The sequence below is a fragment of the Pseudomonas reidholzensis genome (assembly GCF_900536025.1).
GTDB lineage: Bacteria > Pseudomonadota > Gammaproteobacteria > Pseudomonadales > Pseudomonadaceae > Aquipseudomonas > Aquipseudomonas reidholzensis.
This window is the reverse complement of the sequence record NZ_UNOZ01000013.1, coordinates 802598-822324: the sequence shown is the minus strand read 5'-3', so window position 1 is coordinate 822324 and position 19727 is coordinate 802598. Positions and strand designations below refer to the sequence as shown.

Sequence of the window (19727 nt, the reverse complement as noted above, 5' to 3'; positions counted from 1 at the left end):
AGTGGACGTTGTACAACCTCGGTGCGCGGGTGTGCATCAAGCTGTCGGTGGCGCCGCTGGGGGATTCCGAGGGGCCTGGGGGGTTTTGAATGCGGCTTTGGCTTGGGCTTGGGGATTGTGGGCTTATCCATTCCATTTTGTGGCTCTGATGGCCCCTTCCGCCCTTACGGCGGGTCACTTTTTTTCTTGGAAAAAAGTAACCAAAAACCGCTGGCTCCCACATACGGCCCTCCGCTGCGCTGCGGGTTCCCTCACTCCGGTCTTGCTCCCGCGAGGACCGCGCCGCGGGCCAGGAAGGCCCGTCCGGCGCGGTCCTCACGGGAGCAAGACCGGAGTGAGGGGACCCGTAGCGCAGCGAAGGGCCGGATGCAGGAGCAAGCGGTTTTTGGTTACTTTTTTCCAAGAAAAAAAGTGACCCGCCGTAAGGGCGGAAGGGGCCATCAGCGCCACCACACCCACCGGATAAGCTCAACAATCGAAACGCGCCCCCACCGGCAACTATCCCAATACAGGCACATCGTGCCGACGTGCATACACCACCAGCCGCAAGTGCCGGTCTGCATCGATGGTCAGCGTAGTATGCTCGAACGCCTCGGCCCTGCCGTCCACCCGCAGCTGACGCACGCCATTGCACGGCGCCTGCACGTCATGCTGGCGCCACCACTGGTTGAATTCCGGCGAGGCCTTTTGCAGCGCGCCCACCAACGCCTGGATATCGCTTTGCTGGTTGGCCCGGGCAAAGTCGCGCTGAAAACTCGCGAGCATCTGCGCCGCCTGCTCCTCCCAATCAGCGAAGCGCTCGCGCAGTGCCGGGTCGGTGAACAGCATCCACAACAGGTTGCGCCGCTCTGCGGGATGCCCGCTGAAACCAAACAGGCCGTCGGCCGGCGCGTTGAACACCAGTACATCCCAGCGCAGGTTGAGCACATAGGCCGCGTGCGGCGCCAGGTCGTGCATCAGGCGGGTGACCAGCGGCGGCACCACGCACCAGGTCTTGCCCGGCTCCGCCGGTGGGCGGTCATGGGCCAGCAGGAACAGATGCCGACGCTCACCGGCATCCAGCTTCAACACCCGCGCCAGGCTGTCGAGAAAGGCAGCCGATACGCCAATCTCGCGCCCTTGTTCAAGCCAGGTGTACCAGGTCAGGCCCACCCCGGCGAGCGCGGCGACCTCCTCCCGGCGCAGGCCGGGTGTGCGTCGCCGGCCACCGCTGGGCAGGCCGACATCAGCGGGTGACAGGCGCTCACGGCGCGCCAGCAAAAAGGCCGCCAGCTCGGTGCGGGTTCGTTCCATGGTTCGCATCGGTTATCTCATTACTTTGAGTAACAGCATAAAGGGTTAAATTGTAAGTGCTTGGCCAGGGTTTGAGAATGTGCGCTTCCTGGTTCGGAGACTCAAGATGAGCGCTCACTTCTCTGCTTCTGGCCTGCGTGCCAACACCCAGCAAAAGGCCCCTTGGCTCGGTTTGTCGGTGCTGCTGCTGGCCGGCTTCGTGACGATCTTCGACCTGTTCGTGGTCAACGTGGCGATCCCCAGCCTGCAAACCGGGCTGGCGGCCAGCTTCGCCCAGATCGGCTTCATCGTCGCCGGCTACGAGCTGGCGTTCGGGGTGCTGCTGATCACCGGCGGGCGCCTGGGTGACCTGTTCGGCCGGCGGCGCTTGTTCGTGCTCGGCATGGCCGGTTTTACCCTGGCCTCGGCCTTGTGCGGATTGGCGCCCAGTGCGCAATGGCTGATTGGCGCACGGGTGTTGCAGGGGTTGGCGGCCGCGCTGCTGTTCCCGCAGGTGTATGCCTCGATCCGCGTCCATTTCAGCGGTGACGACAGCCGCCGTGCCTTCGGCTTGCTGGGGATGACCTTGGGCCTGGCCGCGATTGCCGGCCAGGTGCTGGGGGGCTGGCTGGTGCATGCCGACCTGCTGGGGCTGGGCTGGCGCAGCATCTTCCTGATCAACGTGCCCATTGGCCTGTTCGCCATCGCGGTCGCGCGCTTTATCCCCGAGTCGCGCGCGGCCCAGCGCCCTGCCCTGGACTGGCCTGGCGTGGCGCTGGTCAGTGCCGGGCTGGGGTTGTTGTTGGTGCCGCTGATCGAGGGGCCGAGCCAAGGCTGGCCAGCCTGGAGCCTGTGCGCGTTGGCCGCGGCACTGGTGCTGCTGGTGCTGTTCCATCGGCAGCAGGAACAACGCCGGCTGGTCGGCGGGTTACCGTTGGTGGACATGCAGTTGCTCGGCCAGCGGCGCTTTGCCTTGGGCACGCTGCTGGTGCTGCTGGTGTACTCGACGTCCAGCTCGTTCTTCCTGTGTTTCAGCTTGCTGATACAGACCGGCATGGGGCTTGACCCGTTCGCGGCGGGCAGCATCTTCGCCCCTTGCAGCGCGGGCTTTGTCCTAGCGTCGCTGGCCGCGCCACGGCTCGTGGCACGCTGGGGCACACGCGGCATCGTCATCGGTGCCCTGGTGTACGCCGTGGCGATCGCCGCGCTGATCGCGCAGGTGGCACTGGCCGGCGCGGACCTGCGACCCGAGCGACTGATCCCCCTGCTGATCGTGGTCGGCGCCGGCCAGGGCCTGATCATGACGCCACTGCTCAACCTGGTGCTGGGCTTCGTCGACGAGGCCAAGGCCGGCATGGCCGCCGGGGTGATCGCCACCGTGCAACAAGTCGGCGCCGCGTTGGGGGTGGCGGTGGTCGGCATGCTGTTCGGCGCCGCACTGGCCAGTGACGGTGCAGCGACAGCACAGATGGGCAACTACGCGTCTGCGTTCGTTGCGGGGATGCTCTACAACCTCGCAGCGTCTGTGCTGGTGTGGCTGTTGTTGCTGATGCTGGCAAACACGCGCCGTAGAGCGTGCGAGGATTGATCGGGGAGGCCTGCCAAAGGTGACACAAGCTGAAAAAATTCATAGAATTCAGCTAGCTAGCAATTAGCCAGCACCGCACGTCCCTCACGCTTCAGGATTCCAGCAATGACCAAGCTCTGCTCTTCAAACCCTTTGCAGCGGACGGCCCTCGCCGTGGCACTGACCCTCGGCGTACTGTCGGTTTCCGGCTGCGGCGATGATAAACAAGCCCCAGCGGTGGATACCCGCACCGCCGCGCAGAAAAAAGCCGACGAGGTCTACAACCCCACCCCTGAGCAAAAAGCCCAGCAAGCGGCCGAACGCCAAGCCAGGATCGACGCCGACAAACCTCACAAGGTCGAATTCACCGATCCGGGTATGGGCAGCGACGCTGACTACACCGATATCGGTCAGACCATGGTTGCCTTCAAGATCTACAACGCGCGCCGCGATTGGCAAGAAAGCGCCGACGACGTTGCCGACAGCAGTGCGGTGATCCTCAACTACAAAGGCGTAGACCCACGCCTGCTGGACCTCGAGAAGAAACGCAAAGGCACTGCCGACGGTTTCGAGAAAGCCGACATTGCCAAGGAAATCACCGGCATCGTCAGTGAAATCTCCGAGCCCTTCAAGAACACCCAGTGGGTCAAGGTGACGCTGGCCAGCGACTTCATCGGCCTCAAGTCGTATGACTTCACGCTCAAGGGCTTCAAGGTCGGCGAAGAGTTCTTCACGGACAAAGTGGGCCTGACCGACCTGGACAAGAGCAACATGGCCTACGGCAACCAGTCCAAGATCGCGCCGCCTAAAGCCACCATCTCCAACCTGCCGTTGCACTACAACTTCGGCTTCGTCAATGCCACCGACGATACCCTGATCAAGGTAGAAGACGAGCAACTGGCGAGGAAGATCGAAGCCGCACGGCCGACCGCAAAAATCGAAATCTACGGTTTCGTGCAAAGCGTCCAACGCACCCGCATCAACGGTGCAGACCAGAAAGACCGCTACGTCTATATCCAGCCACAGCGCATCGATATCCAAGACGGTCAAACGGGTGAAGTGTTGCTGTCCCACACGCTCTAAGCCAACGCTTGTCGGCCAGCCGTATGTTGCGGCCGGTCGACAGCGGCCGCTCGTCAGCGCGCCTCTTCAGGCGCGGATGGCTTCGCCTCGCTCAACCTCAACGCAGTATCCCTCAGTGCCGTCCTCAGGCGCTGTTCAAGGGCGTCATCGACAGAGGTTGCAAGGTCAGCGTAGACCTCGTAACTGATCTGGTTTTCAGGGCTCAGCCAGCGCAGCATGGTCAGACGCGTGCCACCCCGGCTGACCGCGGTCGTCTTTATCAAAGGGTTGAGCTTGTCGGTGTGCCTGGCGAAGTCGTCATCCAGCACACCCACCCGTTGCGTGAGCGCCACCTCGTAGTTGTACTCGTACGTGACGACGTACGCAGCGCCGCAGCTGTACACCGACATGACGCCATTCAGGCCGCCGTCCTTGCGCTCAACACCCGATGGCGCCTCGTTGGCAAGGCTGCAGTCGAGCGTTTCGATCGCTGCCCGAGAAGGTGAGTGGAACTTGATCGACTGCGCCGATAGTCCCACCATCAACTTGGCCTTGTTGAGCGCCGCATTGGTCTGATCAAGTGTCGGGAAGCTGGAGGTTTGCGTCGGTCGCTCGCGCATCGCTGCCTGCATCTTGCTGATTCTTTCAGCTCCCCGCGGGTTATCACTGCTTGACTGGATGTCCAGCTCGGCCTGCGCCGAACCTGCCAACATCAGCAGTACAACAAGACGCTTCATGCGCATCCACAACCCTCCCTGGGACCTATCGATTCATTAGCGGTGCGCACAGGATACACCTCATCTGCAGATGGACGGGCGCCCCGGCGCTGGTTACTGTTTCAGCCGCACACCCGCCTACCCATGCTCAAGGAGAAAGCACATGGACGTCCCCTGCACATCGATCGAAGAAGTCCGTCAGCGCATCGATCTCATCGACCGCGAGGTGGTCGCCCTGCTCGCCCGTCGCGGTCACCTGGTCACCCAGGCGGCGGCCTTCAAGACGACCACGGATGATGTCCGTGCGCCCGCCAGGGTCGAGCAAGTGATCGCCAAGGTGCGTTCGCTGGCCAACGATGCGGGCGCCTCGGCAGACGTCGTCGAGCAGGTCTACAGAGCGATGATTGCCGCGTTCATCGAGCAGGAACTGCACACCCATGCGAAGCTGAGCAACTGAACGTCGGTCGACGACACCCGTCACACCTGTACCCCTCCCCGGCAAGGTGACCTGCATGAGCCTGATCCCCGATCTGCCCGACCCGGCTAATGTCTTGGTCTGCGGCGCCAGCCAGGGCATTGGCCTGGCGTTGTGCGCAGCATTGCTCGCGCGCGATGACGTGCGTCAGGTGTGGGCCGCCTCGCGCCAGGCGACCGGCAGCAGCGGGCTGGCCGCGCTGGCCGAGCAATATGGGGGGCGTCTGCTGCGGGTCGACTGCGATGCGCGTCATGAGCAATCGCTGGCAGGGTTGGCGCGCGAAATCAGCGCCACGTGGCAGCACCTGCACCTGGTGATCAGCACTCTGGGTATCCTCCAGGAAGACGGCGCACAGGCAGAAAAAAGCCTGGCGCAGCTCGACTTGGCGGGGCTGCAGGCGAGCTTCGCCAGCAACACCTTTGCTCCGGTGCTGCTGCTCAAGCACCTGCTACCGCTGCTGCGCAAGCAACCGGCGACCTTCGCCGCACTGTCGGCCAGGGTCGGCTCGATTGGCGACAATCACCTGGGCGGCTGGTACAGCTACCGGGCGAGCAAGGCCGCACTCAACCAATTGCTGCACACCGCGAGCATCGAGCTCAAACGCCTGAACTCCGCCTCGACGGTGTTGCTGCTGCACCCCGGCACCACCGACACCCAGCTGTCGCAACCGTTCCAGGCCAACGTGCCCGCCGAGCGCCTGTTCACCCCAGCATTCGCCGCGCAGTGCATCCTCGAACAAGTGGCCAGGCACGGCCCGGCGCACAGCGGCACGTTCTGGGCGTGGGATGGGCAGCCGGTCGAGTGGTGAGCGCGCGCGCCTAGCGAAGCTGCCTGAGCTTGTGCGCCTTGAACCGCCTGAGCAGGGTCATGACCGGTCGCAGCACGTGCACCCGATCAAGCAACGACAGCTGATGCAGGTCGGTGCGCGAGGGCCGTTGGTAGCCGAGGTTCCAGGTGAAGTAGTAGGCCCGCACCTGATCGTTGCTGTGAATCAGCGTATTGAGCGCCGCGTCATAGTGCATCGGCCCCCCGTCCGGATGCCCCGGCGGTCGTTCGAGGATTTGATAGAGAAAATCCCGCAAGCTGACCAGGAACGTGCCGTTCACGGCGTAAAAATGCGCCAGGTGGATGGGCTGGTCGACCACTTTCCAGGCCGGTGAGCCGGCGTTGCCTTCGAAGGGGTGGCCGAAAAACACGATGTCCCAGTCCATGTTCGCCAGCGAGGCGATGGCGTCTTTGCCGTATTGCGAAATGCGCTTGGAGAACTGGATGTCGTCTTCCAGGATCAGCAGGTTGTCGACGTTCAGGCGGATGGCCTCTTCGATGATCCCCAGATGGCTCAGGAAGCAGCCTCTCACGCCAAGGCTGGGAAACCCGTTGGCCTCGCTGGGGGTGACCGCTTCGAAAAAGCCGACCTTGTCGTTATCGAGGTGAAAGCCGTTACGCGCGAACTCGTCGAGCGTTTCTGAACGGCGGTCCGTGCGTGAGGCGATATTGATGATTCTTGCGCGATCAAAATAGTCGACAACGTCCATCCAGAGTCCTCAACGCGGGCGATCAGGAGAGTTGGACTGCAGTATAGGATGCGTTTGCCGATCAGCAGGCTAGCTGGCCAGGTGATCAAGGGCGATGGACAACCCTGCCGGGTGGCGAAAGCCCGTCTGCCCCGCAGGCGGGTGCTCGGCGCTGGCCGAGGCCAGGCGCGCGCGCGACCGATACACCAGCGGGCTAACCCCCAACTGGCGCTGGAAGCTGCGGCGCATGCGCTCTTCGTTGCCGAAGCCGGTGCTCTCGGCGATGCGCTTGATCGGCTCCTGGCTGGTCTCGAGCAAGCGGCACGCCGCTTCGAGGCGCAAGGTCTCGACGGTCTGAGCCGGGGTGCCGCCAGTGGCCGCGGTGTAGGCGCGGGCGAAGTGGCGCGGGCTCATGCCGAATTTCTCGGCGAGGCGCTCGACCCGCAAGTCGCCGTCGAGGTTTTCCGCGATCCACGCATGCAGCCTCACCAGACGCTGGTCACGGTCGCTGCGCAAGGCATCGCTCTGCGCCTTGAGCGGCGCGCTGAGCTGGGCCTGCTCGGCCGAGCGCCGCAGGAACAAGGTGAAATAGCGGGCCAGCGCCAGCGCCGCGTGCGGGCCGAGGTCCTGTTCCAGCAGCGCCAGGCCGAGGTCGATACCGGCACTGGCGCCGCCACAGGTCCACAGGTTGCCGTCGTGCAGGTACAGCGCCTCGCGCTCGACCTGCAGCGCGGGGTAGCCCTGTTGCAGGGCCTCGGCGAAACTCCAGTGGGTGACCACCCGCCGGCCGTCGAGCAAGCCCGCGGCGGCCAGGGCAAAGGCGCCGGTGCCAATCGAACACAGGCGCCGCGCCGTGGGGGCGCGGCGCTGCAGCCAGGCCTTGACCTGGGCATCGCGCTCCAGGTTCGACACCCCTGGGCCGCCGATGACGATCAGGGTGTCCAGCTGCGCCTCGCTCTCCACCTGCTGCAACGAGCGGGTCATCACGCCGATGCCGGAAATGGTCTCGATCTCGCCGCCCAGGGGCGAGGCCAGCACCACTCGGTAGGGCGGCGTCTGCGCCAGTTCGCCGCCCAACACCCGCGCGGCGGCGGCAAACACCTCCAGCGGGCCTGCGGCATTGAGCAGCAGTGCCCCCGGAAACGCCAGGACCAGCACCGTGCGCGGCGCCGCGATGGCAGAAAACGAGGGGTGTTTGACATGGTGACGGCTAGGCTGCGTGGACATACTGGGCGCACTTTCCGATTGAAGAGCCCAGACGATGCCCACAAACGCTGCCCCTGCCAAGCGCCTTCGTCGCCGACTGACGCCCCTGCTGCTGCTCGGTGCCCTGCTGGGCGCCCTGCCCGCCCACGCCGCGCCTGCCGCGCAGCTGGAAGTCGGCGATCAGAGCGGCCTGATCCAGGCGCTGCTGGTGGCGGCCGGCGAGGACCAGGTGCAGGGCTACACGCTCGACTGGCACCCGTTCGGCACCGGCACGGCGCTGATGGAAGCCCTCAGCGCCGCGGCCGTCGATGTTGGCGTGGTGGGCAATGCGCCGCCGGTGTTCGCCCAGGCCGGTGGCTTCGATGTGCGGGTGGTGGCCAGCGCCGAAGGCGCGCAGAACAACAATGCGCTGCTGGTCCAGGGCGACTCGCCGATCACCCGCGTGGCTGACCTCAAGGGCAAGCGCATCGCCGTCGCCAAAGGCACCAGCGGCCATTACCTGTTGCTCGCCGCGCTCGCCGACGCCGGGCTGCAGGCCCGCGACGTCACGCTGATCTACGCCAGCCCGATCGACGCGCAAAACGCCTTTGCCAGCGGCAAGCTGGATGCCTGGGCGGTGTGGTACCCCTTCGTCGGCCAGGCCACCTCGCGCGGCGCGCGCAAGCTGCTCGACGGCAGCCAGTGGCCGGAAACCGGCCTCAACTTCACCGTCGCCAGCCTCGCGGCCTTGCAGGACCCGCACAAGGCCGAGTGGCTCGGTGACTTCATCCAGCGCCTGGCGCGGGCGCAGGCGTGGGCCACGGCCAACCCTGAAGCGTGGGCCGCACAGCTGAGCCAGGTCACCCGCCTGCCGCTGCCACTGCTGCGCGAAATGCTCGGCCAACAGCAACTGCGCTACGTGCCGCTGGACGCCCGCGTGGCCGGCCTGCAGCAACGCCTGGCCGACCGCTTCGCCGAAGCGCGGCTGATCCCTCGGCCAGTGAACGTCAGTGAGGCCTTCGACGACCGCTACAACGCCCTCCTGCCACAACACCCCTGAATTGCAACCCGCGCGCCATGCCGCACTCGCCGGCAGGGTGGCGCTCACCTGGAGAAAACCCATGCCTGCACTCGACAGCACCACCCTGCGTCGCCATGCCACCGGCCTGATCGCCGTCGACGCCGAGCGTTCGGCGGGCGGCTATACCCTGTTCGCACCGCAGACCGCCGACGGCAACGTGTTCCTGATCAACCTGCGCGGTGAACAGGTGCATCACTGGAAACTGCCCCAGCGCCCCGGCCGCGACGCGGTGATCCTGGCCAACGGCAACCTCGGCTACAACGGCAACCACCCCGACTCGCCAGACCTGTTCGCCGGCTGGGCGGTGTGGCATGGCGGTGCGTTCAGCGAGGTCACGCCCGAGGGTGAGGTGGTCTGGCAACACACCGACCTGGCCCACCATCACGACGCCCAGTGGCTGGCCAACGGCAACCTGCTGTACACCACCGCCGAGCCCCTGCCCGAGGCGATCGCCCGGCGCGTACAGGGCGGCATTCCTGGCAGCGAAGCGCCGGGTGGGGTGATCTACGGCGACGTGGTCAAGGAGGTCGACCGCAGCGGCACACTGGTCTGGCAATGGCGCAGCTGGGAGCACCTGGCGCCGGAAGACTACCCGCTGCACGCCTGCTTCGAGCGTTACCACTGGCCGATGACCAACGCCGTCACCCCCGGCCGCGATGGCAAGGTCATCCTCAGCCTGCGCAGCGTGTCGTCGGTGATCGCCGTGGACAAGGCCAGCGACCGCGTGCTCTGGCGCCTTGGCCACGACCTGGTGGCCCAGCAGCACTGCCCGAGCGAGCTCGACGACGGGCGCATCCTGGTGTTCGACAACGGCATCTCGCGCCCGCACGTGTCGATGCCGCATTCGCGGGTGATCGAGGTCGACCCGCACGCCCAGCGCATCGAGTGGCAATACGCCGACACCCCCGGCTACGCCTTCTTCACCCCGTTCATGGGCGGCGCCCAGCGCCTGCACAACGGCAACACGCTGATCACCGAGGCCAACTTCGGCCGGCTGTTCGAAGTGACCCGCGCCGGCGAGGTGGTGTGGGAGTACATCAACCCGCATTTCGCCGCCTACCCGGACGCCGCCGCGCGCGCCTACCTGCCGGGCGAGAACAACGCGATCTTCCGCGCCCACCGCTACCAGGCCCAGGACATCCCCTGGCTGCGCGACTGAGCCTCAACCCCAACCCCCACCATCCTTCCCATCACGCTTACGCAGACCACGCGCAGCGAGAGGTGCCTCATCAAGGAGTTCATGATGACCCAGCCTTTTCATCGTCCCGCGCGCGCGTGCGCCTGGCCCGGATTACTGCCGGGGCTGCTGGCCCTGGCCTGCGCGCCGGGTTACGCGGCGCCCTCTGCGCAAGCCGCTGAGGCCGACGATGCCACCCTCAAGACGGTGACGGTCAATGCCCGACGCCGCGTCGAGGACGCGCAGACCGTGCCCACGGCGATGTCCGTGCTTTCGGCGCAGACCCTGGAAAACCAGCGCCTGTACCGTGTGCAGGACCTGCAGCAGGCGCTGCCCAGCGTCAACGTCGCCTTCATGCATGCCCGCCAGTCGAGCCTGTCGATCCGTGGCCTGGGCAACAACCCGGCCAGCGACGGCCTCGAAGGCAGCGCCGGGATCTACCTCGACAACGTCTACCTCGGGCGCCCGGGGATGGCCGTGTTCGACCTGCTGGACATCGACCAGCTCGAGCTGCTGCGCGGCCCGCAGGGCACGCTGTTCGGCAAGAACACCACCGCTGGGGTGCTCAACATCAGTACCCGCCGGCCGACCTTCACCCCGGAGGGCAGCGTTGCCACGTCGCTCGGCGAAGACGGCTACGTGCAGACCCACGCCAGCCTCGGCGGGCCACTGAACGACCAACTGGCGGGACGCTTGTCGGCCTACCGTACCCGTGAGAACGGCTATGTCGACAACCAGTTCGATGGCCATACCCTCGGCGGCGGCACGCGCCAGGGCTTTCGCGGGCAACTGCTGTTTGAGCCCAATGACGGCTTCAACCTGCGCTGGATCGCCGACTACAACGAAGAGGACTCCAGTGCCGGCACCCGCTCGCTGTTCAGCAGCGGGCCGACCATCAACGGCGTCAACCGCTATGAACAGCGCGCCGCCGCCGTCGGCGCGACCCTGGCGCAGGGCCGACGGGTCAACCTCGACGCCGAGCAGAGCGTCACGGTGTTCCAGGGCGGTACTTCGCTGGAGGCCAACTGGAGCCTGCCTGGCGACTACACCCTGACCGCGATCAGCGCCTGGCGCTGGTGGGATTTCACCCCGCGCAACGACGACGAGCTGAATGTGCCGGTGATGTACAACGTCGGCCAGTCGGCGCGCGACCAGCAGTACTCGCAGGAGATACGCCTGGCCTCGCCGGCCGGTGAGGTCTTCGACTACGTGCTGGGCGGCTACTACTTCCGCCAGGAAATGCGCAACGAGGTGTTCACTGACTACGGCCCGCTCGCCGACACCTGGAACGGCACCCCGCAGGGCGCCTTGAACAACGTCTCCAGCCTGGGCAAGGGGCGCATCGACACCGACAGCTTTGCCCTGTTCGCCCAGGGCACCTGGCACCTGACCCCGCGCCTCGACCTGACGGCCGGCCTGCGCGGCACCTATGAAGTGAAACAGGCGCGGGTCAGCCGCTATGCGCCCAGCGGCGGTGCCGCAGTGACCGGCGCGGCGGCCAACGTGCGCAACGCGCGGCTGGGCGCCTACGACTCGGGGGACCTCAGCCTGTACAGCTTCAGCCCGTCAGCGCTGGTCAGCCTGGCCTATCGCTTCAACGACCAGGTCATGGGCTATGCCTCGCTGTCGCATGGCGAGAAGTCCGGCGGGGTCAACCTGAGTGTCGCCAGCGCACCGGTGGCGGGCGCAGACTCGTTGCTGATCGGCAGCGAACGGGCCAACGATGCGGAGCTGGGGATCAAGAGCACGCTGCTCGATCAGCGCGTGCAGCTGAACGCCAACCTGTTCTGGACCGAGGTACATGGCTACCAGACCAACGCCTACGACGACGCCAACCTGACCAGCTACCTGACCAACGCAGGCTCGGTGCGCAGCCGCGGCGTCGAGGTCGAGTCGACCCTGTTGCCGGTGCGCGGGCTGAGCGTGAACCTCAACGGCTCCTGGAACGACGTGCGTTATCAGGACTACGCCGACGCCCCGTGCCCGGCCGAAGTGGCCCTGCAGCCTGGTGCACCGGCGTCCTGCGACTTGAGCGGGCACGCCGTGGTCGGCGCTTCGAAGTGGATCTTCAATGCCAACGGCACCTACGAATGGGAGGCTGGCGCGCTGCGCCCATATGTCAACGCCAGCTACGCGTTCCGCTCGCACGCGGTGGGCACGGTGGACGACTCGCAGCATGCGCGGTTGCCCAGCTATGCGCTGGTCAATCTGTCGGCGGGGGTGCGCGGGGATGTCGGCGATGGCCAGTGGGACGTGTCGCTGTGGCTGCGCAATGCGGCGGACAAGACCTATTACACGACGCTGTGGAATTCGCCGAATGGGGCGTATACGGGGGTATTGGGTGCGCCGCGGACCTTGGGGGTGACGGGGCGCTATGACTTCTGATTGATGCCGTCTGCTGGGGACCTTGGCGGTCCCATCGCGGGCAAGCCCGCTCCTACAACAGCCGCGCCACTGTAGGAGCGGGCTTGCCCGCGATGGGCTGCAAAGCAGCCCCAGGATCTTGAGCCGATAACCTCAGAACGCCGGCACCACATCGCCGTGATAACGCTCAAGGATGAACGCCTTCACCTGCGGCGAATTGAGCAACGCCCCAAGCTTCTGCACCGCCGGGTCATTGGCCTTGTCGCGGCGCACATACAGGTAGTTGGCGTACGGCGACTCGGAGCTCTCGATGAACAGCGCATCCTTGTGCGGCTGCAGCTTGGCTTCCAGCGCATAGTTGGCGTTGATCAACGCCAGGTCGACCTGGTTCAGCACGCGCGGCAGCATGGCCGCTTCCAGCTCCTTGAACTTCAGGTGTTTGGGGTTGCTGGTGATATCGGCCGCGGTGGCCATGATGTTGCTCGGGTCCTTGAGGGTGATCAGGCCCTGCTTGGCGATCAGCAACAGCGCACGCCCGGAGTTGGTCGGGTCGTTGGGGATGGCGATGGTGGCGCCATCGGCAAGCTCGGCGACTGACTTGATCTTCTTCGAGTAGGCCCCGAACGGTTCGATGTGCACCGCCACCACCGGCACCTGGTCGCTGCTCGGGCGGTCCTTCTTGTACGCTTCGTAGTAAGGCTTGCTCTGGAAGTAGTTGGCATCCAGGCGGCCTTCGTCGACCTGGCGATCGGGCTGGATGTAGTCGGTGAACACCTTCACGTCCAGGGTCACGCCCTGCTTGGCCAGCTCAGGCTTGAGGAACTCCAGGATCTCCGCGTGGGGCACCGGCACCACGGCGATTTTCAGCGTTTCGGCGCAGGCCGAACCCATGGCAGCGACCAGCAAGGCAACAGAGAGAACAGCGCGTTTCACGATGATTTACCTTCGAAGCGTTTCAGGGAAAAAGACGACAGATCCAGGTCGCTCGCGCCGCGCAGGCACCACTGTGCGAACGCCTCGCCCAACGCGGCGGAATGTTTGAAGCCATGGCCGGAACAGGCCGACACCACCAGGGTGTGCTGCAGCGTGGGGTGGTTGTCGATGATGAAGTGGCGGTCGGGTGTCACGGTGTAGGCACAGACGGCCGATTTGAGGACCTTGCCGGTGACTCCGGCGATGCGCCCGTGCACCTGCTGCTGGTACATGTCCTGTGCCTCCGCCACGGACACGCTGCGCTCGAGGGTGTCGGGCTGCGCGGCGGTGTGGTACTGCGCCGTGGCGATCTTCATGCTGCCCTCGCCGGCCAATGCCGGGAAGCCGTAGTTGATCTTGTCGTCACCGCGACCGTGGGTAAGGATGAAGGTCGGCGAGGCACCGACCAGCTCGGCGTCGGCCTCGAGCTCGAACCAGAACAGCTTTTGCCGGTAGACCTTGAGCAGGCTGTCGAACGGTTCGCCGAGCAGCCCGCCCGCCCAGTTGCCGGTGCTGATCACCAGTTTGTCGGCGCGCAGCGTGCGCTGGTCGGTGGTGACGGTAACGCCCTGCTCATCGGCAAGGATGTCGGTCACCGTCTCGCCTTTGTACAGCGTGGCGCCGTGTTGTTCGGCCAGGCGCAGCTGCACATCGATGCAGCGCTCGGGGCGGACAAAACCGCCGCCTGGCTCGAAGTAGCCGATGGCGCTGTCGAGCACGTGCTTGAACTGCGGAAAGCGCTGGCGGATCTGCGTGGCATCCAGCACTTCGTGCTCGATGCCGTAGGTTTGCGCCAGACCAATGGTGCGCAGGGTGAAGTCGCTCTTGTCGGCCGGGTCGAAGTCGGGGCTCGAAGTCAGCACCAGCAAGCCGGACTGATCGAACAGCGCCTCGCCCGACAGGGCCTCGAGCTCACGCCAGATGCGCTGGGCGTTGCGCACGATCGGCACATACTGCGCGCCCTCGCCCACCGACAAGCGAGTGATGCGCGTATCACCATGGCTGGAGCCGAAGGTGTGCGGCGGGTGATGGCGGTCGATACCGACCACCTTGGCACCCGCCTTCGCCAATTGATAGACGGTCGCGGCGCCCATGGCGCCGAGCCCGATGACCAGTGCTTCGTATCGCTCCACCCGCAACTCTCACTCACGCAAAAAAGCGCTAGTTGAGAGGAAAAACGCGCCTGAAACAAAGAACCAATGAGCATATCCATATGCCAGAATGTTCGGGTCAGTACATTTTTCTCGCCCCCTCACTGTTTGAGGTGAAACGCCGTGTTGCGCCGCCTCAAGCCGTTTGCCGATGCTTGGCCCGGCTCAGCGACCAGCCGAAGTTCATCCCGGCCGCCGCCAGCAGAATCGCCGCAGTGCCGGCCACCTGAACCACCCCGAGCGGATGGCCGAAGGCAATCCAGTCGACCAGGATGGCGACGATCGGGTAGATGAACGACAACGCGCCCACCAGCGCGGTGGGGATTTTCTGAATGGCACTGTAGAGCAAGGTCGACATCAGGCCGGTGTGCACCACGCCGATGATCACCAGGTAGCCCCAGGCCGCGTCAGCCGGACCTGCCCCGCTGACCTCCACGAAGGGCGCCAGCACCAGCACCCCGACCAGCATCTGCACCAGCACGATCAGGTGCGCCGGTACCGCCGCGAGGCGCTTGGTTATGGCCGCTGCCACCGCGTAGAAGAATGCCGAAGCCAGGGCCAGGCCGATGCCCAGCAGGTACTCCGCTCCGGGTGCCGCTGCGTTGCCCTTGGCCGAAACGATCAGCACCAGGCCGGCGAATGCCAGCAGCAGCCACGCGACCTTGGCGCTGCTCAGTCGCTCGCCGAACAGCAGCACACCGAGCCCGACCAGCATGAACGGCTGGACGTGATAGACCACCGTGGCGATGGCGATCGAGGCATGCCGGTAAGCGCTGAACAGCAGCAGCCAGTTGAGCATCAGCGACACCCCGCCGAGCCCCATCAGCGCCCATTGGCCGGGGCTGACCCGTACCCGGCGCAGCACGCCCAATGCCAGGCACGCCACCAGCATGGCCAGGGCGCCGAACAGGCAGCGCCAGAACACCACGGCCTCCGGGGCCTGGCCGGACATCACGACAAACCAGCCGACCGTGCCGGAAATCATCATGGCGGCAATCATTTCAAGCGAGCCACGGGCTTGCGAACGCATCAGTATCGGCTTCCTTGCAGCGGACGTTGGTTCGGTGCCATGCGCAGGGCTATGCACCGACCAAACGGTCTATATAATGAACAATCGGCCGCCATACTGAACACGCCCGGCGAGAGCGTCAAGCCAAAAACGGATCTTTTAACGAACAAATGACCGACATAACGAACGAATCATCAAGCCTGAATCCAAGCCGGATCGACCTGCTGGCACTGGCGATCAAACGCGAACGGCAACTGGCGGGGCTATCCCTGACCGAGCTGGCAAAGCGCGCGGCGGTTGCCAAGTCGACCTTGTCCCAGCTGGAGTCGGGCATCGGCAACCCCAGCATCGAAACCCTCTGGGCGCTGGCCATGGCCATGGGTTTGCAGGTGACGCGGTTCTTTGAACAACCCCGCCAGCAACTGCGGGTGATCCGTGCCGACGAGGGCATGACGGCCTACACCGAGGCCGCCAACTATGCCGCTACGCTGCTCGCCGACTGCCCCGCCGGCGTGCGCCGCGACCTCTACCGGCTCAAGGTACAACCCGGCGAGGTGCGCCTGTCCCAGGCCCACCTGCCCGGCACGGTGGAACACGTGGTGCTGTGCAGCGGCAGTGCCAGGATCGGCCCGGCGGATGAGCCGGTGGTGCTGCACGCGGGCGACTACATCAGTTACCTGGCCACGGTGCCGCACGTGTTCGAAGCGCTCGAAGCGGATACCACGGCGGTGATGGTCATCGAGCACCCCTGAGGCCTCACGCGTGGTGCGCGACCAAGGTTGCCTGCGCCAGCCGCCGATACCCCCACAGCGCCACCAGCATCACCACCACACCTGCGCCGACGGCGACCAGGAACCCAGCCCTGGCGCCCTGTACATCGACCATCTGGCCCGACAGCGCCGCGCCCAGGGCGACCCCCACGTTCAAGCCAGCCAGCAGCCAGGTCATGCCTTCGGTGAGCCGGCTGGCCGGCACGCAGCGCTCGACCAGGGCCATCGCCACGATCATGGTCGGGGCGAAGAACAGCCCGGCAATCAGCACCGCCGCCGACAGGCCCAGCAGGTTGCTGACCATCAGCAGTGGCAGGGTTGTCGCCGCCGTGGCCAACCCACCAAGCAACAGCAGCGTGTGCAGCGCTGTCTTGAGCTTGAGCCCTCCAAACACCAGCCCGGCCCCGCACGAGCCGATGGCATAGCAGGCGAGCACCAGGCTGGCTGCGGCCGGCGTACCCACCTGGCCGGCGAAGGCCACGCTGACGATGTCGACGGTGCCAACGATCACGCCCATGGCAATCATCAGCAGCACCAGCAGCCGCACCTGGGCAAGGCGCAGCACCGAGCCGCCGCTGTCCGCTGATTGACTACCTGCCGTCACGGGCGGCTCGGTGCTTGTCTGGGCAACCAGGGGCCCGGCTTGAGGGAACAGGGTCACGCTGAGCCCGACCGCCAGCGGCGGGCCGGCAATGAACGTGACTTCGTCGAGCACCGTCTCCAACGCATAAGCACTCTGCAGCTCGGCCGTACCACGGTAGAGCACGGTCCAGCGGGCACGCACCATGGCCGACAGGCTCGGCATGCAGCCGGCCAGCGCGGCGCCGACAAACAGCGTCCACAGCGGCGCGCTCCAGTAGCTGCAGGCCAGTGTCGAGAGGATGCCCAGCACACTCAACGCGCCGGCCGCCGGTAGCACGCGACGTTGACCATAACGGTCCACCAGCCGCGAGACCTGCGGTGAGAGCAAGGCATAGGTGAGCACGAAGGTGGCCGAAACCGCCCCGGCCAGGGCATAGCTGCCGTACACCTGGGACAGCAGGATGATAAGACCGATCCCGGTCATTGGCAGCGCCAGCCTGGCCACCAGGCCAGCCAGGGAAAAACCCCAGGCGCCCGGCACTCGAAACAACACGCGGTAGGGATTGGCCATGCTCGACGCTCCTTATCGAAACCGCCCCGGAATACCCGAGGCAAAGATACATACACAACGTATGATTAAAACTCTATTATCATACGCAGTGAATGTAAACCCGTTACCAACAGGACTCCGTCATGGCCAGACGCACCCGCGCCGAAATGGAACAGACCCGCGCCACCCTCCTGCAGACAGCACGGCAGGTGTTCAGCGAACGCGGCTATAGCGAAACCTCGATGGATGACCTGACCGCCCAGGCCAGCCTCACCCGTGGCGCGCTGTACCATCACTTTGGTGACAAGAAGGGTTTGCTCGCGGCGGTAGTGGCACAGATCGACGCGGAAATGGACGCGCGACTGCAAGCCATCTCCGACAGCGCCAGTGACCCCTGGCAGGGGTTCAGCGATCGCTGCCGGGCGTACCTGCAGATGGCCAGCGAGCCGGAGATCCAGCGCATCGTGCTGCGCGACGCGCCTGCGGTGCTCGGGTCCCCTGCCCCGCAGGCGCAGCTGCACTGCGTGGCGTCGTTGACGTCGATGCTGGAAACGTTGATGGCGCAGGGCATCGTTGCCGACGCCGACCCGCAGGCGCTGGCCTCGCTGATCTCAGGGGGCTTGACCGAAACCGCCTTGTGGATTGCCAACGTCGACGGCCAGAGCCCGCGGCTGGAGCAGGCGCTAGCGGCCATGGAGCTGCTGCTCAAGGGGCTTTGTCGCCGCTGACAGGGCACTTTTGAAATTGCGCTTGGCTTGAGCTCGCTGGGGCCGCTCCCACATGGACGGCGCTGTGCAGACTCTTTCGTGTACGGAACACCGCATCCTGTGGGAGCGGCCTTGTGTCGCGAAAGGGCTGCGCAGCAGCCCCAGCGAGCTCGAGCCAAGGATAAATTCAGGAATAATGCGAAGAAAGGATTGCAGCGTGAATTCGATAAAGGACTGGCTCAACCGCCACAAGCGCGAGCAGGCGCCCAGCCTCAGCTGGGCGGATCGACGGCGCAACGAAGCCCTGGAGATACTCGCCCGCGTCAGCAGTGTCCAGACATGGCTGGAGCTCAGCACCCACGAGAACGGCTTCGTTCGGGAAATCGCCGTGCGCGAGCTGTGCAGGCAGCCCTCGCCTGAAGCCCTGGCGGCCTTGCTGGAGCGCCTGAACGACTGGGCGCCACAGGTTCGCGAGGTCGCTGCGGCGGGCTTGGAGCATTACCTGCAAGCCGCACAGGCGCAGGCCTTGTTGTTCGCATTGAAGCCGCTGATGGCATTGGCCGGGCGCCACCGAACCGATCACGGCCCGACCCTGTTGGCCGCGCGGGCGGTGTTGCAGGCGCCCGGGGTGCGTCAGGAGGTGTATGAGCACTTCCTGAACGCGCAAGGGCAAGTCGCCCGCTACCTGTTTGCGCTGTTGCTGGAAGACAATGCCGAGCCCCAGTCGCTGCTACGCAGTGCCCTCGCCCATCGGGAGCTGACGGTACGCTTGCTGGCCGTGGCTGCCTGCCAGGCATGCCCAGCCGAGCAGGCACGCCCGTTGCTGCTCGAAGCGCTATCACGCCCTGGGGCCAAGGTTCGCGTGACCGTGTTGCGGGCACTGCTGCCGATGCTTGCCGATCCGCAGCCGGTAGTGCGGATGGCGCTGCTCGACGCGTCGCCGGCGATCCGCAACCTGGCGCGCTGGGCCGCGACCCGGCACGCCGTCGATGCACTGGCGGTGCTCAGCGAGCGGCTGGCGACGCCGCCACCTACCGGCAAGCGCGAGTGGCTGGGCGTGCTCGGCCTGGCCAGCGAGCTGGATGTCGCACTCGCCCAGCCTTGGCACACCGCCGCCCTGCAATCGCCCTACGCGACCGTCCGCCAAGCGGCCGTGCGGCTGCTGCGCGATGAGCAGACCGCTGAATGCCTGGCAGCACTCGACGACCCTGCGGACCGGGTGTTTTTCGCCGCCATCGGCCAACTGGACAAACATGCTTGGGCATCACTGCGAGGCGCCCTGGACGCCAGACTGGACCGCGACTGGCATACCCTACCGAGCGCTCGCCTGGCTGCGCTGATGCAACTGCGACCCGCCTGGCAGCAGCTGGCGTATCTCCTGCAACGGCTGGCGGCGGAACCGCGGGGGCAAGCCTACTGGCTGGCTCGCCTGGAACAATGGTGCGATCGCCAGTATCAAGTGGTCGACCCCGTTACGCCGAAGGCCGAACGCGCCGAGCTGGTGAACAGCCTGCGCGCGCTCGCCGCCGACCGTTTGATCCGCCTTGAAAGCGTGGCGCGGGTCGCCCACTGA

Annotated in this window: 18 protein-coding genes; 10 read left to right on the top strand and 8 right to left on the bottom strand. The window is 65.6% G+C overall.

The window, feature by feature from the left end; genetic code table 11:
- Positions 1–498: 498 nt before the first annotated feature.
- Positions 499–1302, bottom strand: a complete 804-nt coding sequence (locus tag CCOS865_RS12005) for a helix-turn-helix transcriptional regulator (protein ID WP_119140951.1) — start codon at positions 1300–1302, stop codon at positions 499–501.
- 97 nt (positions 1303–1399) lie between these two features.
- Between CCOS865_RS12005 and CCOS865_RS12000 the strand changes: the two genes are divergently transcribed.
- Together CCOS865_RS12000 and CCOS865_RS11995 are read left to right on the top strand one after the other, a co-directional pair.
- Positions 1400–2860, top strand: a complete 1461-nt coding sequence (locus CCOS865_RS12000) for an MFS transporter (RefSeq protein WP_119140950.1) — start codon at positions 1400–1402, stop codon at positions 2858–2860.
- A gap of 105 nt (positions 2861–2965) precedes the next feature.
- Positions 2966–3922: a hypothetical protein gene (locus CCOS865_RS11995; protein ID WP_119140948.1), complete on the top strand. Its 957-nt coding sequence runs from the start codon at positions 2966–2968 to the stop codon at positions 3920–3922.
- Between the two features lie 53 nt (positions 3923–3975).
- On the opposite strand, the gene CCOS865_RS11990 is transcribed toward CCOS865_RS11995, so the two are convergent.
- Entirely contained in the window at positions 3976–4644 is a 669-nt protein-coding gene (locus CCOS865_RS11990) for a hypothetical protein (protein ID WP_119140947.1), read from the bottom strand.
- Between the two features lie 136 nt (positions 4645–4780).
- On the opposite strand from CCOS865_RS11990, the gene CCOS865_RS11985 reads away from it, so the two are divergent.
- Positions 4781–5074: a chorismate mutase gene (locus tag CCOS865_RS11985; RefSeq protein WP_119140945.1), complete on the top strand. Its 294-nt coding sequence runs from the start codon at positions 4781–4783 to the stop codon at positions 5072–5074.
- 55 nt (positions 5075–5129) lie between these two features.
- The gene (locus CCOS865_RS11980; RefSeq protein WP_119140943.1) at positions 5130–5900 is read left to right on the top strand and encodes an SDR family NAD(P)-dependent oxidoreductase; all 771 of its coding nucleotides are present in this window, start codon (positions 5130–5132) and stop codon (positions 5898–5900) included.
- A gap of 10 nt (positions 5901–5910) precedes the next feature.
- On the opposite strand, the gene CCOS865_RS11975 is transcribed toward CCOS865_RS11980, so the two are convergent.
- Together CCOS865_RS11975 and CCOS865_RS11970 are read right to left on the bottom strand one after the other, a co-directional pair.
- A complete protein-coding gene (locus CCOS865_RS11975; protein WP_119140941.1) occupies positions 5911–6627 on the bottom strand; it encodes a glycosyltransferase family 25 protein in 717 nt (238 codons plus the stop codon).
- A 69-nt stretch (positions 6628–6696) separates the two neighbouring features.
- A complete protein-coding gene (locus CCOS865_RS11970; protein WP_119140939.1) occupies positions 6697–7833 on the bottom strand; it encodes a GlxA family transcriptional regulator in 1137 nt (378 codons plus the stop codon).
- A gap of 34 nt (positions 7834–7867) precedes the next feature.
- On the opposite strand from CCOS865_RS11970, the gene CCOS865_RS11965 reads away from it, so the two are divergent.
- The 3 genes from CCOS865_RS11965 (at position 7868) to CCOS865_RS11955 (ending at position 12434) form a co-directional block, all read left to right on the top strand.
- Positions 7868–8851: an aliphatic sulfonate ABC transporter substrate-binding protein gene (locus CCOS865_RS11965; protein ID WP_119140937.1), complete on the top strand. Its 984-nt coding sequence runs from the start codon at positions 7868–7870 to the stop codon at positions 8849–8851.
- 61 nt (positions 8852–8912) lie between these two features.
- The gene (locus CCOS865_RS11960) at positions 8913–10031 is read left to right on the top strand and encodes an aryl-sulfate sulfotransferase (protein WP_119140935.1); all 1119 of its coding nucleotides are present in this window, start codon (positions 8913–8915) and stop codon (positions 10029–10031) included.
- Between the two features lie 84 nt (positions 10032–10115).
- Positions 10116–12434 (top strand): TonB-dependent receptor, encoded by a 2319-nt coding sequence (locus CCOS865_RS11955; protein ID WP_119140933.1) that lies wholly within the window; start codon positions 10116–10118, stop codon positions 12432–12434.
- Between the two features lie 132 nt (positions 12435–12566).
- On the opposite strand, the gene CCOS865_RS11950 is transcribed toward CCOS865_RS11955, so the two are convergent.
- The 3 genes from CCOS865_RS11950 to CCOS865_RS11940 all read right to left on the bottom strand — a co-directional run bounded on the left by CCOS865_RS11950 (position 12567) and on the right by CCOS865_RS11940 (position 15566).
- On the bottom strand, positions 12567–13346 hold the full coding sequence (locus CCOS865_RS11950; RefSeq protein ID WP_119140931.1) for a MetQ/NlpA family ABC transporter substrate-binding protein: 780 nt from the start codon (positions 13344–13346) through the stop codon (positions 12567–12569).
- Complete coding sequence (gene solA / locus CCOS865_RS11945; protein WP_119140930.1) at positions 13343–14518, bottom strand: N-methyl-L-tryptophan oxidase; 1176 nt, start codon at positions 14516–14518, stop codon at positions 13343–13345. Before solA ends, CCOS865_RS11950 begins: the two co-directional genes overlap by 4 nt.
- 154 nt (positions 14519–14672) lie before the next feature.
- Positions 14673–15566, bottom strand: a complete 894-nt coding sequence (locus tag CCOS865_RS11940; RefSeq protein ID WP_119140928.1) for a DMT family transporter — start codon at positions 15564–15566, stop codon at positions 14673–14675.
- Between the two features lie 149 nt (positions 15567–15715).
- Between CCOS865_RS11940 and CCOS865_RS11935 the strand changes: the two genes are divergently transcribed.
- Positions 15716–16297: a helix-turn-helix domain-containing protein gene (locus tag CCOS865_RS11935; protein WP_119140926.1), complete on the top strand. Its 582-nt coding sequence runs from the start codon at positions 15716–15718 to the stop codon at positions 16295–16297.
- A gap of 4 nt (positions 16298–16301) precedes the next feature.
- On the opposite strand, the gene CCOS865_RS11930 is transcribed toward CCOS865_RS11935, so the two are convergent.
- Positions 16302–17468, bottom strand: a complete 1167-nt coding sequence (locus CCOS865_RS11930) for an MFS transporter (protein WP_119140924.1) — start codon at positions 17466–17468, stop codon at positions 16302–16304.
- 122 nt (positions 17469–17590) lie between these two features.
- On the opposite strand from CCOS865_RS11930, the gene CCOS865_RS11925 reads away from it, so the two are divergent.
- Positions 17591–18175: a TetR/AcrR family transcriptional regulator gene (locus tag CCOS865_RS11925; protein WP_119140922.1), complete on the top strand. Its 585-nt coding sequence runs from the start codon at positions 17591–17593 to the stop codon at positions 18173–18175.
- A 196-nt stretch (positions 18176–18371) separates the two neighbouring features.
- The gene (locus CCOS865_RS11920; RefSeq protein WP_119140920.1) at positions 18372–19727 is read left to right on the top strand and encodes a PBS lyase; all 1356 of its coding nucleotides are present in this window, start codon (positions 18372–18374) and stop codon (positions 19725–19727) included.